The following is a 16,221-nucleotide window of genomic DNA, read 5'->3' as shown; positions in this document are numbered from 1 at the left end:
GGCCGGGCCACGCAGCTGGCCGAGCAGTTCGGCACCGACCGGGCCGCCGCCCTCGCCGGCATGAAGGCGCTCCTCGACGAGCAGCGCGAGTACGCGCGGCTGTCCGGCCATCCGTACCACCTCGTCCTGTCGCTCTGCCGGTTCAGCAAGCTGCTCGTCGAGGCCGGCACCCGCCTGAGCCTGGCCGCCAACTGGGCCGAGGAGGCGCGGCGGATCGATCCGGTGAGCGCCTGGACGTGGACGGCGGCCATGCGCGGCTGGTCCGCCCTCGGCCGGCGGGAGGAGAGCGTGGTGCTCGGCTACGACGCCCTCGACCGCTTCCCCGACAACGTGGTGGTGCGCAACAGCCTGGCGGAGGCGTTGAAGGCGGCCGGCCGATTCACCGAGGCGGAGGAGGTGTACCGGGAGTCGTTGGTGCGTTTCCCGGACAACGTGGTGGTGCATGGTGGGTTGGCGGACGTGTTGAAGGCGGCCGGTCGGTTCGGTGAGGCGGAGAAGGTGTACCGGGATTGCGTGGTGCGCTTTCCTGACAATGCGGTGGTGCATGGTGGGTTGGCGGACGTGTTGCGGGCGGCCGGTCGAATCGGTGAGGCGGAGGAGGCGTACCGGGAGTCGTTGGTGCGTTTCCCGGACAACGCGGTGGTGCGTAGCGGTTTGGCGGACGTGTTGAAGGCGGCCGGTCGGTTCGGTGAGGCGGAGGAGGTGTACCGGGAGTCCGTGGCGCGGTTTCCGGACAATGCGGTGGCGCATGGTGGGTTGGCGGACGTGTTGCGGGCGGCCGGTCGAATCGGTGAGGCGGAGGAGATGTACCGGGAATGTGTGGTGCGCTTTCCGGACGACGCGCTGGTGCGTGGCGGTTTGGCGGAGGTGTTGAAGGCGGCCGGTCGGTTCGGTGAGGCGGAGGAGGTGTACCGGCAGTCGTTGGTGCGGTTTCCGGACAATGCGATGTTGCGCAGCGGCCTGACGGAGGTGCTCAAGCTCGCCGAGCGTGCGAAAGCCACCAGGCCGCCAGAAGCGCCCGCCACGCAGGAGGGGACGGACGTACCGGCCGATCCCGATGTGCTGCCGCCCGGCACCGCCGCCGGCGTCGACGGGCAGCCGGTCGGGCCGGGGGAGGCCGCGGCCGAACCGCCCGGCGCGGCGCAGCCGGACGCCGAACCCGCGCCGCTGCCGGAGGCTCTGGACGAGTCGCCGCTGCCGCCGCCCCCCGACGTGTCGCTGCGCTCGCAGGTTCGGCGGGCACTCGCCAGAACCAACGAGGGCCAGCGCGAACAACTGGAGGCGCTGCTCGCCGTCGTGGATCGACTCCTGCTGGCGGACAACGGCGACGCCGAGGCCTGGTACGCGAAACTGGAGATGCTGCTGGCCCTCGGCAGCACGGCCGAGGTGCAGCAGACGTTCGGCGCCCTGCCGCCCTATCTGGCGCTTCGCCCCGAGTTCGTCGCGATGCAAGGCCGCCTGGCGTTGCTGGAGCTGACCCAGGAGGAAGGCGCGCCGTTCGGGGCCCAGGTGGTCGATTCGGTCGTGCGGCCCTGGGAGGCGGCCAGCCGCTCGATCCCGGAGCTGCGGCACGTGCCCGCCGTGCAGCGGCTGCGAGCTAGCGCCGTGGTGGTGGACGGCGCGCCGCTGGCGCAGTTCCGGCACGAAATGACCCGGGAGATGCGGGATCTGGTCGCCATGTCGAGATCCCAGCCCGCCCCCACGGGGTCGCCGGCTGCCGCGTTGACGTCCTGGTGGCTGTCGACCGTGCACACCGTCCTCGTCGGGCCGGAGCCGACGGGGATCGGCGACGAAGAGCTGATCAAGAACGCGCGTGACCACTCCGAGGTGCTGGACCGCCTGGACGACGAGCTGCTCAGCGCCAGTCGTTACCTGCTCACGATGCGGTGAGGTCGAAGCGCTCGGCGGTCGCCCCGCCGCAGTCGATGCCGAGGCGGCGCAGCCGGTCCGACTCCGCCTCCCGGCCCTGCCCGGCGAGCCGCTCGGCGAGTTCGTCGAGCGAGTCCGGTACGCCGATCTCCACGGCGTACCGGAGCCACCGTTCCGCCTCCTCCGGCGTCGGCGCCCGTCTGATCGTCTCGCGCACCGCGTAGCGGTCGCCCCGGCGGGCGAGGTTGGCCAGCCAGTCCCGGCTCTCGTCGGCGCGGCCCGCGAGGTCGAACCGTCTGACCAACTCCCGCAGCGCCTGCGGATCCCCGGCCTCCGCCGCCCGGCCGAGCCACCGTTCCGCCTCGCCGGGTGAGGCCTCGGCCAGCAGCCGCATCGCCTCCGGGTTGTCCTGTTCGGCTGCCTGCCGGAGCAGGACGGCCACCTCCTCGTGCCGGCCGGCGCGCTTCCACCGGTCGGTGAGTCTGATGAGCGCTCCGTCCCGCCCCTGGTCGACGGCGGTACGGAGCAGGGCGTCGGCCTCCGGGTGGCGGCCGGCGCGGTCGAGGCGCGACACCAGCCGTTCGAGGGCGGGTCCCGATCCCGCCTGCGCCCCGTCCCGCAGGCAGCGTTCGGCCTCGTCGCCCCGGCCCGCCTCGTCGAGCAGGCGGGCGAGCCAGGTGCCGTACTCCTCGTGCTGCACCGTCACCAACGGCCGGCACTCCTCGATGGCGCTCGCGAGCTGACCGGCCGCCGCCAGCCGGCGCACGAGCAGGGGCCGCGCCCCGCGTACGCCGTTGCGGGCCGCCGCGCGGAGCCTCCGGGTGCCCTCGTCCTCGCCCGTGGTCGCGGCGCCGGAGTCGTCGACGAGCCGGACGAGGTGGGCGAGGGCGAGCAGGTCACCGGCTGCGGCGCCGGCCTCCAGCAGGCTACGGACCTCCGCCGCAGCGCAGGGATCAGAGGCCAGGTGCTCCACGAGACGCAGCCGGGCCTCGGAATCGCCGGTGGGCAGGGCCCGACGCCACACGTCCACGATCTCGTCGCCGCGTCCCGTCCGTTCGAGATGGGCCGCGAGTTCCCGCCAGGCCGGTGGGTCGCCCAGCTCGGCGGCCCTGCGCCAGCTCTGCTCGGCCTCGTCGGACGCGCCCTGCCGGTCGTACCATTCCGCCAGCATCCGGGTGCCCACCGCGTCGTTTCGGGCAGCGCACTCGCGCAACAGGCGCCCAGCGGCTTGCGGGTCTCCCGACCGTTCCAGCAACGTGGCGAGCAGGCGGGCGGCGGGGAGGTGGCCCCGGTTGGCGGCGGACGAGGCGAACCGGACGGCGTACTGGTGGAGCCCGCGGGCGGTGGCCGCCCGCGCCAGCCGCAGCGTGTCGTCGACACCCGCCTCGTGCGCCGCGAGCGCCTCCCACACCGCGGGCGGCACCAGCGTGCCCCGCCGCCGGGCCTGCACGTGCTGCTCCAGGACGCCGTGCGGGAGGTACCGGCGGCTGCCCACCCCGCCCTGGCTCAGCAGCGGGGCGACACCGTGTACCTCCCGGGTGGCGGACGCCAACGCCTCGCTGAGGCCCTCCGGCGTCGCGTTGGGGTGCCCGGCGGCGGTGAGGTGGGCATCCGTGAGTCGCGCCAGCAGCTCCTCGGCGAGCGGCTCGCTGTGGCCCAGCCGCCGCGCCTCGACGGCGGAGTCGATCACCGCCCGCGTCAGCCAACCGGCGTGACCCTCCGGGTCGTCGTACCGGTCGAGGAGCGTCTGTGCCCCCGTGAGCGTCTGCACCAGCTTCCCGTCCGGGCCGGTTCGACTCTCCGCGAACGCCAGGCGCGGATCGTGGTGGCCGTACGCGCGCCACTCCTGGCGCTGCGCACCGGTGAAGTGCTCCGGCACCGACACGTGCACCGCGGCCTTCAGCAGGAGCTGCAACTGGCGCGTGCCGGCCTGGCCCGGGTCGGCGAGCTGCCGCAGGCGGTCGCTGCGCAGGGTGGCGACGACGACCACCGGGGCGGGGCCGGAGCGGCCCAGCAGCCGACGCATCTCCAGGGGGACCTCCTCGGCGGCGTCGAGCAGGTCGCCCGCGTCGTCCAGCCAGATCACGGTCCCACGCTGGGGGGCCGGTCGCCGGACAGCGTCGAGCAACTCCGCCGTGCTCAGCGGGCGCAGTACGGGCCAGTCGGGCAGGACCTCGCGTACGGCCTCCAGCGCGGCCCGGGTCTTTCCGGTCGCCGGGCCGCCGTGCAGCACCACCAGCGTGCTGGACGGTGGCGGAAGGATCTGCGTGAGCTGGGTGTCGTGGCGACGGCGTACGTACGGCGTCAACGCCGGCAGCGGGCCGCCGTGACCCGGTTCTTCGGGCACCGACACGCGGTGCACACCCAGAGCCATCGGGTCCCACTCGCCGATGCCCGCGTGCGGTGGGTCGGCGCCGTCCCTCGCGGGTGCGACCAGCGCGGGCCACCAGCGGTCGACCGCGTCCAACGCCGCGGCGACGTCCAGGGCGGTCTCGGCGACATGCGTGGTCAGCGCGGAGCGCAGCGCCTCCCGGCCATGCAGGAACTTGGTGCACGCCCGCACCCAGTTGAGCGTGTGCCCACGGGCGGACGGAGCGTCGATGACCCGGGACCTGATCTCCGTGGGCATGGTCATGACCATCGCCCGCCGCGCGGTGGCGTCGTTGATCTCGTCGACCGCGAGGAGCGCCTCGACGATCGCGGACAGGGCGTCCGCCGGCCCCTGATCTGCCTCGGACATGTCGCTCACGATCCACTACGGTAAGGGATCCGCGGGGGTCAGCGCGGCTCGCGCCGGTGCGGCCCGTGCCGTAGCCGCCGGCAGGTTGACTGTCCCGGTTGGAGGTCGGATCATCGGTCGTCCAGGGCGAGGGAGGCAGACGTGGGGCGATCCGCGGTCGTGTTTGTCCACGGTGTGCTGTCCTCAGGGGACACCTGGCGTGGCATGCATGACCTGCTCCACGCCGACGCGGAGGTGACGGCGGCCTTCGAGGTGTTCAACTTCTCGTACGCCAGCCCGCCCGTCGTCCTCAACCCGGCGCGTCGGATACCCGACATCGACACGCTGGCTGGGGAACTCGGCACGTTTCTCCAGACCCGGATCGCCGACTACGACAGCATCGTCCTGGTCTCCCACAGCCAGGGTGGGCTCATCGTGCAGAGGCACCTCGCCTGGATGCTCGGTGAGGGCCGGGGCGCCGAACTGGCGCGGATCAGGCGGGTGGTGATGTTCGCCTGCCCCAACTCCGGCAGCGAGTTCGCCCTGTCGCTGCGACGCACCCTGCTGTGGGGGCAGCTACGCCATCCGCAGGAGCGGCAGCTTCGCCCGATGACCGCGTCCGTCGTGGCGGCGCAGCGAACCGTGCTGAACCGGATCGTGCACGCGCGGGAGGTCACCGCCACCAGCTGCCCCATCCGGTTCGCCGTCTACGCCGGCTCCAGCGACAACATCGTCCCCCCGGAATCGGCGATGGCGCTCTTTCCTTACGTCGGGGTACTGCCCGGTGGCCACTCGGAGGTGATCCGGGCGGACTCGCTGACCCATCCGGCCTATCTCGCGTTGAAGCAGGAGCTGATGGAGGCGGCGAAAGTGGGGGCCGGGACGGTCGGCGCGGCGGCCGGGGAACTGACGGGTGCCCGCCCGGGCGTTTCACCCCCACGGCAGCCGGCCGCCGGGGCCCGGGAGATCCCCGCCGAGCGGCGACGCCGGATTCTCGAAGCCCTGCTCGCCGTCGACGAGGTCAACGACAGCCAGCTCCGGCAGCAACTCGTGCTGATGTTGCCGCCGCACGTGCGGGGCGCCGTGCGGGACGGCGTCAACGCCAGGAGCCACCTGCTGGCGATCCTGCGCGCCTGCGAGCGGTTTGGCGGATTCGGCCGGGAGGCCCTGGTGGAGGCCCTGCTGCTCGTGCTGCCGGCCGAGAGCCCCGATGTCGTGGACGCCCTTGCCGTGATCGAGGAGGTCTGGCCCGCCGACGACCCGCCGGACGCTTCGCCGGCGGGCCGCGCCTGAGCCGAGCCGTCGACGCGCTCGCCGCCGTCGCGGTGGCCGTGCTGGTCCGTCCCGGCGCGGACCGCCTATCGTGGCGTGTCGTGACGAGCACCGCGCGGCGACTGGCCGAGATCCGGGGCGGCGTGCCACCGCGCCGGCACAACGCCCGGACGATCGCCGCGCTGACCGGCAACCCCGGCTGCGAGCGCCGGGCCGTGCTGGACAGCGCGGGGGTGGACAAGCCGGGGCTGGCCGAGCGGGTCGGTTTCCCGGCCCGGTTCGGGCAGTCCCGCTTCGCGATCACCCGGGGCAACGCCTTCGAGGCGCAGGTCAAGGCCGACGGCGGGGCCGAGTTGCTGCGGCTGGTCGCCGAGCGGCTCGGCGTGGACCCGGGCGGCCCGGCGCTCTGGACGGACCTCGGCGTCGACGACCGATCCGGCGCGACCGACGCGCCCGACCGATCCGGCGCGACCGACGCGCCCGACCGGTCCGGCCAGCCCGGCCGGGCCGCGCGGTCCCGCGCCGCGCTCGCCGCCGCCGCGCCGACCGGCGCAGCCGAGCCGGCCGCCCTGTTCGACCACCCGCTGCTCGGCCTGGACGTCGCCGGCCAGCGGGTGCACCTGGAGCCGGACCTGGTCGCGGCCCGGCTCGCCGGCCGGTTCCACGTCGTGGAGATCAAGTCGTTCCCGGTGATCGACGGGCAGGCCGACCCGGGCAAGGTGGCCGCCGCCGCGATCCAGTCCGCCGTCTACGTGCTCGCGCTGCGGGAGCTGCTCGCCGCCGAGGGGCACGACGAGGAACTGGTCTCCCCGGACGTGGTTCTGGTCTGCCCCCGCGACTTCGCCAACCAGCCCCTAGCCAGCCTGGTCGACGTACGCAAGCAGCTACTGGTGCTGCGCCGCCAGCTCGACCGGATGGCCCGCATCGACGACCTGCTGGCCCGGGTGCCGGCCGGCTTCACCGCCGACCCGGCGGCCGACCCCGCGCGGCTACGCCGGTCGCTGTCGTCGGTGCCGGCCCGCTACGCGCCCGAGTGCCTGGCGGCCTGCGAGCTGGCGTACTTCTGCCGGCACGAGACCCGCGCCGAGACGGCGGCGCTGGGCCGGCCGGTGCGTGAGGCGCTCGGTGGGGTGGCGACGGTGGCCGAGGTCCTCGCGCTGGCCGGCGGGTCCGACCCCGGCACGCCCGAGCAGGCGGAGGCGGCCGCGCTGCTGCGGGCCGCGGCCCGGCTGCGCGCCGACGCCCTGGCCGGTCAGCCCGCATGAGTACGCTGCGCGCGCTCGCGAAGGCCCAGGCGCTAGCGGCCGGGGTGGCCCAGCCGGTGGCCACCGTCCGGCACCTGCACCTGTCGACCCGGCCGCTGGTGCTGGTGCCGCTGGCCATGGCCGGGGAGGCGAACGCACCCCTCGCCGCGCTGGTCGGAGACGCCCCCGACGCGGTCCGGCTGCTGCTCGTGCCGCAGCCGCGCAACCGGGACCAGCGCTTCGCGTTCGCCGCCGAGCTGGCCGGGATCGTGCTGCCCTACCTGGACTCGTTCCGGGGCGACACGGAGGCGGTCGCGGTCGACCGGGGCCGGGACGTGCGGCACCGGTACGTCGACGCGCCGCAGCTCGTCGTGCCGAACCCGGCCGGGATCACGTTCCTGCGACTGTTCGGCCGCTCGACCCGGTTCCGCCGGCCCGACGGCGAGTACCCGGTGCACCCGTCGGTGCCGCTGCTCGGGCGCTGGCTGACGTTCTTCGCCGAACGGGCCGAGCACGCCGGCTCGTCGGCGCTGGTGGCGCTGACCGATGCGCTGACCCTGCACTGGGCCACCGGGCAGAGCGCGGTGGAGGACCTGCATCTGCCGGCGGTGCTCGGCTGGATCGATCCGCCGCCGGGGCTCACCGGGGCACGGGCGGCGGCCCGCGCCGAGGACCCGGCGCTCTGCCCGCCCGCCGGTCCGGCCACCGATCCCGAGTTCGACAACCGGGTGCTCGCTCCGGCCATCGCCGCGTACGCCGACGCGGCCGGGGACGAGGCGGCCCGGCGGTCCGCGTACGCGGAGCTGGAGCGGGCGCTGCGCGGACAGCTCGCCCCCACCTGGGAGCTGGTCTGGCGCGGCCTGGGGTTGCTCGCCGCTCTGCCGCCGGGGGCGCGGGTGCCGGGGCGTTGGGCCGGCGACCGGGACGCCTTCACCGGGTACGCGGAGCACGTCGACGCGGGCGGGGGGCCGCAGCCGCGCCGCGACGGCGCGGTGGCGGCGGCCGTGCGCCTGCACCGGCTGGAGCGGGCCGCCGCCTCCTACGCGGTGCAGCGCGCCTACGACGACCCGCTGGTGATGGCCGAGCACCGGCTGACCGGGGAGGCGTTCGTCGGGGACGTGACCCTCGCCGACCCGGCGCGGGTGGACGACACCGGCAAGCGCCCGGTGCTGCGCCCCCGGATCCAGGTGGTGACCACCGAGCCGGTGGCGGTGCCGGTCGGCGCGACGCTGTACTCGCCGGCCCGGCCGGGGCAGAAGGCGCGGGTCGTCTTCCTGACCCCGGCGGCCGACGGCAAGACCGAGGTGGTGCTGGAGCTCTCCGGCGGCATGGGCCGGGGGCTGACCGCCCCGCCGGGCACGGTGCCGGAGGTGGGGGAGCGGATCTGCCTCACCACCCTGGCCGACGGATTCCTGCCGGCGGGCGCGTTCCCCGCGCCGGAGGAGACCCCGTGGACGCACGGCGGCCCGCCGGCCGCCACCGCCGGTCTCTTGGCCGGCCCGGCCGCCACCGCCGGTCCCGTGGCCGGCCCGGCCGTCACCGCCGGTCCCGTGGCCGCTCCGCCGGACGGCGACCCGACGGAGGAGTGGGCCTGACGGTCCCGCCGGGTCGTGCCGTGCCACCGTCCTCGGTGCACCGGCTCTGGCGGCCCGCCCGGCGGCTGGCTACGCTTTCGTGGTTCGCCGTCAATCACCGGTCCTCGCCGGGGAAGGTGCGCGCAGGAGAGAGAGCCGGACGACCACTGTGCTGCCTCACGACGCACGTCACGCCTGCGCGGCTCCCGCTGGGGCGGCCCGGCCCGGTCGGGTCGGGCTCGCCGTGGCCGCGGCGATCCTGCTCGTCGAGCTGGCCTGGGTGCTCGCCGCCCTGCCCGGCGCGGCCCTGGTCAGCGATCTCGGCGCGATCGCCGTGGCCGGTTGGTCCGGCTACGCCTGTGTCCGCGCCGCCCGCCGGCACCCGGCGCCGCTGCGCCGGTTCTGGCTGCTCCTCGCGGCCACCATGGGTCTCGCCGCGCTCGGCCGGACGGTCTGGACAGTGCAGCGGCTCGGCGACGACGCCCTGCCGCACAGCCTGCTCGTCGGCGGGCTGTTCACCCTCGGTATCGGCACCGGGACCGCCGCGCTGCTCTGCTGCGTCGCCGCGCCGCGCAGCGCCGTCGGTCGGGCCCGCACCGTGCTGGACGGGGTGATCGTCGGGCTCGCCCTCATCCCGATCGGCTGGGTGGTGGTGTTCCGGGGCATCGCCGAGGCCGACCTGGCGGACCCGGTGCGCACCTTCGGGCTGCTCTACCCGATGCTCGACCTGATGCAGCTGACCATCCTCGTGGCGGTGGCCAGCCCGACCCGCCCGATGTGGCGGCCGTTGGCCGTGATCGGGGCGAGCCTGGGCACCCGGGCGGTGGCCGACGCCGTGTACGTCTCCCTCGTCGCCCAGGGCGACTACGCCCCCGGCCACCCCATCGACGTGTGCTGGCCGCTGAGCTATCTGCTGATCGGCGTCGCCGCCCACTACCCGCAGCCCCCAACCTGGGACGGCCGGGAGGAGGCCACCGAACCGCCCTTGCCGCCGTGGTGGCGCGTGGCCCTGCCGTACCTGCCGGTGGGCGGGGCGATCGTGGCGGTGGTGCTGGCCCGCCGGCCCACCGGGCAGACCCCGCACATGGTCTTCGTCGGCATGATGGCCCTGCTCGGCGTCCTGGCGCTGCGGCAGGGGCTGGCCGCCAACGAGAACATGTGGCTCGTCGCCCGGCTGCGCCGGCTCGCCTACACCGACCAGCTCACCGGCCTGCCGAACCGGCTCACCTTCACCCGCCGGCTGCGCCGGGCGTTGCGTGACGAGGCCCCGGTCGCCGTGCTGCTGCTCGACCTGGACGGCTTCAAACAGGTCAACGACCGGTTCGGGCACGTCACCGGTGACGGCATCCTGACCAGTATCGCCGGCCGGATGGAACGGGCCGTGGCCGGCGACGGCAGCATCGCCCGGCTCGGCGGCGACGAGTTCGCCGTCCTCGTCGACGGCGACCGGAAGGTCCGCCCGGAGCACCTGGCGGAACGGCTGCTCGACGCCCTGCAGCCCTCCCCGGGCGAGGAGGAGGTGGGAGTGCACCCCTCGGCCAGCATCGGCATCGCCGAGTACGGCCCGCAGCACGCCTCCCACACCGACCTGCTCCGCGACGCCGACATCGCCATGTACGCGGCCAAGGCGGCCGGCAAGTCCGCGTACCGCACGTGCACCCCGGCGCTGCGCGAGGCGGCGGTGGGCCGCGCCGAGCTGATCGCCGACCTGCGCCGCGCCGTCGACGAGGAGCAACTGCACCTGGAGTACCAGCCGATCGTCGACCTGGCCACCGGCGAGGTGCGCAGCGCGGAGGCGCTGGTGCGCTGGCGCCATCCCCGGCTGGGGCTGCTCACCCCCGCGCGGTTCCTGCCGCTGGCCGAGGAGACCGGGCTCATCCTGCCGATCGACCGCTGGGTGATCCACGAGGCATGCCGGGCCGCCGCCACCTGGCGGGACCACTGTCCGGAGGCCACCGTGGCGGTCAACATCGCCGCCGCCCACCTGTGCCGGCCGGACCTGATCGCCACCGTCACCGCGGCTACCGCCGGCGCCGGCCTGGCCCCGCGCGCGCTCACCCTGGAGCTGACGGAGTCGGCCCTGATCGAGGGGAGCGACACGGTGCTGGACCGGCTGCGCCAGCTCCGCGAGCTGGGCATCCGCATCGCCATCGACGACTTCGGCACCGGCTACTCGTCGCTGAGCTACCTGCACCGCATCCCCGCCACCGAGCTGAAGATCGACCGGTCGTTCGTGACCCGGCTCGGCGAGGACGCCCGCGCGTACGCCACGGTGGAGATGGTGACCCGGCTCGCCGGCGCGTTCGACCTGACGGTGGTGGCCGAGGGGGTGGAGACGGACGGGCAGCACGAGGCGGTCACCGCGATCGGCTGCGTGCACGGCCAGGGCTGGCGGTACGGCCGCCCCGCCGCCCTGGCCGACCTGCGCGCCGCGCTCATCCCGGCGGCGCGCAACCGGGCCTGACCGGCGGCCCGGGCCTCACAACAGCAGGTCGAGCAGTGTGACCACGTGCCCACACGGCGCGCGGGAGAACGTGAATCGACGCGACGTCATCCTCCTTTCGTGCTAGTTGGTCTGCCGATCGGGTGATTCGCCTGCTCTGACGGGTCCGCCGGGTTCGTCAGCACCGTTGATCCCGGTGACACCCCGGTTGGTGGCTCGCGCGACGAAGGAGTCGGCGTGGCGAAGACTGATTCGACGGGTTCCACCTGGCGGTATTTGACCGGTGCCGCGTGGCGGCAGTCGACCGGCTCCACGTGGCGGTACCGGTGGGCGCGCCGGCAGAACGAACGGCGGCAGCGGGCGTACCGCGACGCCGAGCGGGCCTGGCTGCGGCGCGACGACGAACTGCGGCGACTGCGCGCGGCGGCGGCCGACTTCGGCCGGCACGCCACGGCCGGCGTCGGCCTGCCGCTGGAACTCGATCCCGGCGAGCGGGTGTTCTGGGCGTTGCCCGCCGCGCAACTGGTCGAGCTGCGGCACACCGCGGTGCTCCCCGCCCCCGACCTGAGCGTCGACCCCGACCGGCCCGCCCTGCACCACCGGCGACCCGACGGGGTCAAGGTCACCGACGCCGGCCTCGCCGTGCTCACCGACCGCCGGCTCGTCCTGCTCTGCGGGCGCGGCCGGCGCGACTGGGCGTACGGGAAGATGACCGGCCTGGCCCACGACCCGGCGGCACCGATCACCCTGATCCAGGTGCTCGACCGGCGGCGCACCTCCGGCCTGCTGCTGCCCGCCGAGGCCGCGGCGGAGTTCCGGTTCACCCTCACCCTGGCCTTCGCCGAGGCCATCGAGCAGCGGGGCGCGGTGCTCGCCCAGCTCGACGAGCTGATCGCCGCGCACGACCAGCTCCGGCCGTTCCGCCCCGCCATCGCCACTCCCGCCCAGGCCCGGATCACCTCCCTCGTGCCGGGCGGCCGGCGTACCGTCGCGGTAGCCGCCGCCGTGGCGCTGCTGGTGCCCGCGGCGCTGTTCAATTCGGACCCGCCGGTGCGGCCCGGCTCGGACGTCGCCGTCGCCGCCACAATCGCGCCCACCGCCGTGCCGGCCGTGCTCCCCACCGCCCGGACCGGCCCGACGGCCACCGCGAAGCCGCGGCACGGCACCGCGTCGCCCACCGCCCAGCCGGTGGTGGAACGCGACAGGCGCTGCGGCGCACCGGCGAACCCGTTCGGGTACGACTACTGCGGCGGCTCCCGCATCCGGCGGCCCGACGTGCGGGTGTGCGACTACTTCGACTGTGGGCAGGACTTCTGGGCCGGGACGGGGTACCTGGTGCAGTGTCGCGACGGCACACTCAGCCTCACCGGGGGCCGGGCCGACGTCTGCGCCACCCACGACGGCCTCCGCCGCACCGTCTGGACCTGATCTGCGCCGCCGGGCCGGTGGTGTGCGTGTCGGATGATCAGTGGCATGTTCAGCCTCAAGAGGGACCGCCACCGTAAGAAGAAGCGGCATGGCCTCGACTCCTGCACCGACTGCGACTGCGACGGCCCGGACTGCTGCGACTTCGGGCTCTTCTCGTTCCTGCTCGCCCTCGGCTCGGCCACCGCCGGGGCGACCCGGGCACCGGTCGTCGACCGGGCCGGCCGGGCCGCGATCCTCGGCTACCGGCGGTGGCTGTCGCACCGCTGGCCGGGCCAGTGCCGTTACACCCCGACGTGCAGCGCGTACGGGCTGGCCGCCGTCGAGCGGCACGGCCTGGCCGTGGGCGGGCGGATGGCCGCCGAGCGGCTGCGCCGCTGCAAGCCCCACGTGCCCCGGGGCACCCACGACCCGGTCCGCTGACCGCCTTTTCTTTCGTGGACGGTTGTCGTCCCCCGGCGACGACAGCTGTCCACGAGCGCTTACTCCGGGGCGTGGCAGACGGCCTCGACGTTGTTGCCGTCCGGGTCGCGGACGAACGCGCCGAAGTAGGTCGGGTGGTATTCCGGCCAGACGCGGGGAGCGTGCAGCACCTCCGCGCCGGCGGCGACCGCCGCGTCGTGGAACGCCCGCACGGCGGCCCGATCCCGGGCGGCAAAGGCGATGTGCGCCTCGCGCCCGTCGCCCGAAGAGTCAACCGGGCTCAGCCAGAAGTCGGGCTGCTCGCTGCCGTAGCCGACCACGTCGCCGAACTCCATCAGCCGGCGCGCGCCCAGCGGCGCGAGAACGGCGTCGTAGAAGGCGAGGCTGGCGGGAATGTCACGGGCCTGAATGCCCAGGTGATCGAGCAAGACGTCTCCCTCGTCGTAGTTGCGCCGCCAGGATAGGAACGACCTACGACAACGCCGAACGCCGACGCCGCCTGAGCCTTCCGGGGTCACCCGATCAGGCCGCGATGGCGCGGGCCGCCGCGTACAGGTCGGCCGGCAGCGGATAAGCCAGCTCCCAGACGATGCGCATCGGCCGGTCCCCGGTGTGCCGCCGGTACGTCATCGGCCCGGCGTACAGGTACGCCGGCGCACCGAGATCCCGATCCGGCACCCGGGTCTCCCGCACGAACAGGTGCACGGTCGACCCCAGTGACGCGTGGTTGACGTATCGCTGCCCGGTCGCCGACGCCGCCGACGTGGTGCTCTGCGACTCCCACTGGAACAGCCGCTCGGTGATGGCCCGGTCCGCGTACATGGTGGTGGGGGAGTAGTGCTGCTCCGACTTGACCAGGGTGACGAAGAACAGGTCCGCCTGTTCGGATTCCAGCCACTTCACGCCTTCCCGCAGCGACCCGGGGTTGGGCATCCCGAACGCTGCGCACGCCTCGTTGCGGCTGTACCGGGCGTGCACCCGCAGCGCGCCGACGGGTGCGGTGACCCGGTGGATGCGTTCCCGCAACACCGCGGCGACCTGCCGCAGCTCGGCGCGGCGCGCCGGCTCCGCCCACAGCCGCGCCAGCCGTTCCTCGCGGGCGGCCAGCGGAACCTGAGGCCCCCACAGGTCGAAGTGCAGCATGTCCCACAGGCGTCCTGGCTCCGGCCGCTCACCGACGGCGACCCGGGCCAGCAGGTCGAGCCGGTCGACGTCGTCTAGGTGCAGCATCCGCCCGATGGCCCGGCCCAGCTCCCGGTCGTCCGGGCCGGGGCTGGAGGTGTCTAGGCCGGCGAGCCGCCGCAGCCCGGTCCACCCGCCGACCGAGGCCGACCGGTACACGTCCTCGATCTCCAACCCAGTTTCCCGCAGGAACTCCGCCAGGCTGACGTCCCCGAGCTGCCGCAGCTCCGCGACCAGGCCCTTCTTCGAGGTGGGCAGCGCGCTCCTGAGGTTGGCGAGCACCACCTCCTTCGCCACCCGGTCGAGTTGGACGTGGCAGCCGCTCGGCAGCGACGGGAAGTCCTGCTCGACCGCGTCCCTGACCGCCCGCCGGCTGACCCCGGTCAGGGCCCGCCAGCGCAGGTCGAAGCGGAAGTTGGCGTGCTGCCCGCCGATGAAGTCCAGCACCGTCAGGCACGGCTTGTCGTCGTCGAGGCGCAGGCCCCGGCCGAGTTGCTGGAGGAAGATCGTGGCGCTCTCGGTGGGCCGCAGCATCAGGATCGTGTCGACCATCGGCAGGTCGACGCCCTCGTTGAACAGATCGACGGTGAACAGCACCCGTAGCTTGCCGGCCCTGAAGTCGCGCAGCAGGCCATGCTGCGCCGACCGGTCCGCCCGGGAGGTCACCGCCGCCGACGGTACGCCGTGCCGGGTGAACCAGTCCGCCATGAACTCGGCGTGCCCGATGCTCACGCAGAACCCGAGCGCCCGCATCCGGTGCACGTCCACTGTGTCCCGCACGCTCTTGAGGACGATCCGAGCCCGGGCGTCGTTTCCGGTGTAGACCGCGCCCAACTCGCCCGGGTCGTAGCCCTGGCCCCGCTTCCACCGCAGGTGCGACAGGTCGGTGTCGTCGTGCACCCCGAAGTACTGGAAGGGGGCCAGCAACTGCCGCTCCAGGGCCTCCCACAGGTGCAGCTCCACGGCGGTGCGGCCGTCGAACCACCGCCGCACGTCGCCGCCGTCGGCCCGGTCGGGGGTCGCCGTCAGCCCCAGCAGTACGCGTGGACGCAGCCGCCCCAGCAGCCGCGCGTACGTCGGTGCCTCCGCGTGGTGGAACTCGTCGACGATCACCATGTCGTACGCCCCGGGGTCGATCTCGCGGCGGTGCAGCGACTGGATGGAGGCGAAGACGTGCCGCCAGCCCGTCGGTTCCCGGCCGCCGACCAGCAGCTCACCGAAGCTGCCGTCGCCCATCGCCTGCCGGAACGTCGACAGGCTCTGTCGCAGGATCTGCTCCTGGTGGGCGACGAATAGCAGCGAGTCGACGGTGCCGGCCCGGTGCAGCCGTCGGTAGTCCAGTGCCGCCACCACCGTCTTGCCGGTGCCGGTCGCCATCACCACCAGGTTGCGGTGCCGGCCGTGCACCTGCCGTTCCGCGTCCAGGTCGGCCAGGATCTCCGCCTGGTACGGGTACGGCCGCACGTCCAGGTTCGCGATCTCGGCGATACCGTCCTCCGACCGCTCGCCGCTCAGCGCGTGCCGCAGCCGCTCGCCGTCCCGGGCCGGCTGGTACGCCTCGAACGCCGGATCGTTCCAGTAGTCCTCGAACGTGGCGGTGAACGTGTCGATGACGTGCGGCTGCTCGACGTTCGAGATGCGGACGTTCCACTCCACCCCGTCGACCAGCGCCGCCTTCGACAGGTTCGACGAGCCGACGTACGCCGTGGTCATGCCGTTGCCCCGGCGGAACAGCCACGCCTTGGCGTGCAGCCGGGTGGTCCTGGTCTCGTAGGAGACCTTGACCTCGGCGCCCAGCTCGGCGAGCCGATCGAGGGCCCGTTGGTCGGTCGCCCCGAGATACGTGGTGGTGATGACCCGCAGCGTGCCGCCCCGGCCGATCAGCTCGCGGACCGCCGGTTCGACGATGCGCAGGCCGTGCCACTTGATGAACGCGCAGAGCAGGTCGACGTGGGTGGCCGAGGCCATCTCGTGGGTGACCTCGTGGCCGATACGGGGCTGGTTGCGGCCGTTGACCAGCAGCGCGCCGGTGGACAGCGGGGTGGTGGGGCGCTGCGGAAAGGTGGGCTG

At 74.2% G+C, this 16,221-nt stretch carries 10 protein-coding genes; 7 read left to right on the top strand and 3 right to left on the bottom strand.

Annotated elements, in window-relative coordinates; genetic code table 11:
• On the top strand, positions 1–1,890 hold a 1,890-nt coding region (locus tag E1258_RS19690; RefSeq protein ID WP_132403341.1), incomplete at its 5' end, for a lipopolysaccharide assembly protein LapB.
• Here E1258_RS19690 and E1258_RS19685 read toward each other — a convergent pair.
• Positions 1,877–4,618, bottom strand: coding sequence for a sel1 repeat family protein (locus E1258_RS19685; RefSeq protein WP_132403338.1), 2,742 nt, complete (start codon positions 4,616–4,618; stop codon positions 1,877–1,879). The two genes, E1258_RS19690 and E1258_RS19685, sit on opposite strands and share 14 nt — an antisense overlap.
• A gap of 132 nt (positions 4,619–4,750) precedes the next feature.
• On the opposite strand from E1258_RS19685, the gene E1258_RS19680 reads away from it, so the two are divergent.
• The 6 genes from E1258_RS19680 to yidD all read left to right on the top strand — a co-directional run bounded on the left by E1258_RS19680 (position 4,751) and on the right by yidD (position 12,969).
• Entirely contained in the window at positions 4,751–5,881 is a 1,131-nt protein-coding gene (locus E1258_RS19680) for a hypothetical protein (protein ID WP_371688645.1), read from the top strand.
• A gap of 80 nt (positions 5,882–5,961) precedes the next feature.
• Entirely contained in the window at positions 5,962–7,125 is a 1,164-nt protein-coding gene (locus E1258_RS19675) for a hypothetical protein (protein WP_132403333.1), read from the top strand.
• Positions 7,122–8,699 carry a hypothetical protein gene (locus tag E1258_RS19670; RefSeq protein ID WP_243715568.1) on the top strand — a complete coding sequence of 526 codons (1,578 nt, stop codon included), beginning with the start codon at positions 7,122–7,124 and terminating at the stop codon, positions 8,697–8,699. The genes E1258_RS19675 and E1258_RS19670 overlap by 4 nt, the downstream gene beginning before the upstream one ends.
• 223 nt (positions 8,700–8,922) lie before the next feature.
• Complete coding sequence (locus E1258_RS19665; protein ID WP_243715567.1) at positions 8,923–11,142, top strand: bifunctional diguanylate cyclase/phosphodiesterase; 2,220 nt, start codon at positions 8,923–8,925, stop codon at positions 11,140–11,142.
• Positions 11,143–11,397: 255 nt separating this feature from the next.
• Entirely contained in the window at positions 11,398–12,549 is a 1,152-nt protein-coding gene (locus E1258_RS19660) for a hypothetical protein (protein WP_132403347.1), read from the top strand.
• Between the two features lie 45 nt (positions 12,550–12,594).
• The gene (gene yidD, locus E1258_RS35000; protein ID WP_243715566.1) at positions 12,595–12,969 is read left to right on the top strand and encodes a membrane protein insertion efficiency factor YidD; all 375 of its coding nucleotides are present in this window, start codon (positions 12,595–12,597) and stop codon (positions 12,967–12,969) included.
• 59 nt (positions 12,970–13,028) lie between these two features.
• Here the strand turns inward: yidD and E1258_RS19650 are convergent, their stop codons facing one another.
• Together E1258_RS19650 and E1258_RS19645 are read right to left on the bottom strand one after the other, a co-directional pair.
• Positions 13,029–13,397, bottom strand: a complete 369-nt coding sequence (locus tag E1258_RS19650) for a VOC family protein (RefSeq protein ID WP_132403327.1) — start codon at positions 13,395–13,397, stop codon at positions 13,029–13,031.
• A gap of 94 nt (positions 13,398–13,491) precedes the next feature.
• A partial coding sequence (locus tag E1258_RS19645) for a DUF3427 domain-containing protein (protein WP_207919628.1) occupies positions 13,492–16,221 on the bottom strand: 2,730 nt, incomplete at its 5' end.

It is taken from the genome of Micromonospora sp. KC207, assembly GCF_004348615.1.
Classification (GTDB): Bacteria; Actinomycetota; Actinomycetes; order Mycobacteriales; family Micromonosporaceae; genus Micromonospora.
Note: the sequence above shows the minus strand (reverse complement) of the source record. Positions and strands in the feature narration are given on the sequence as shown.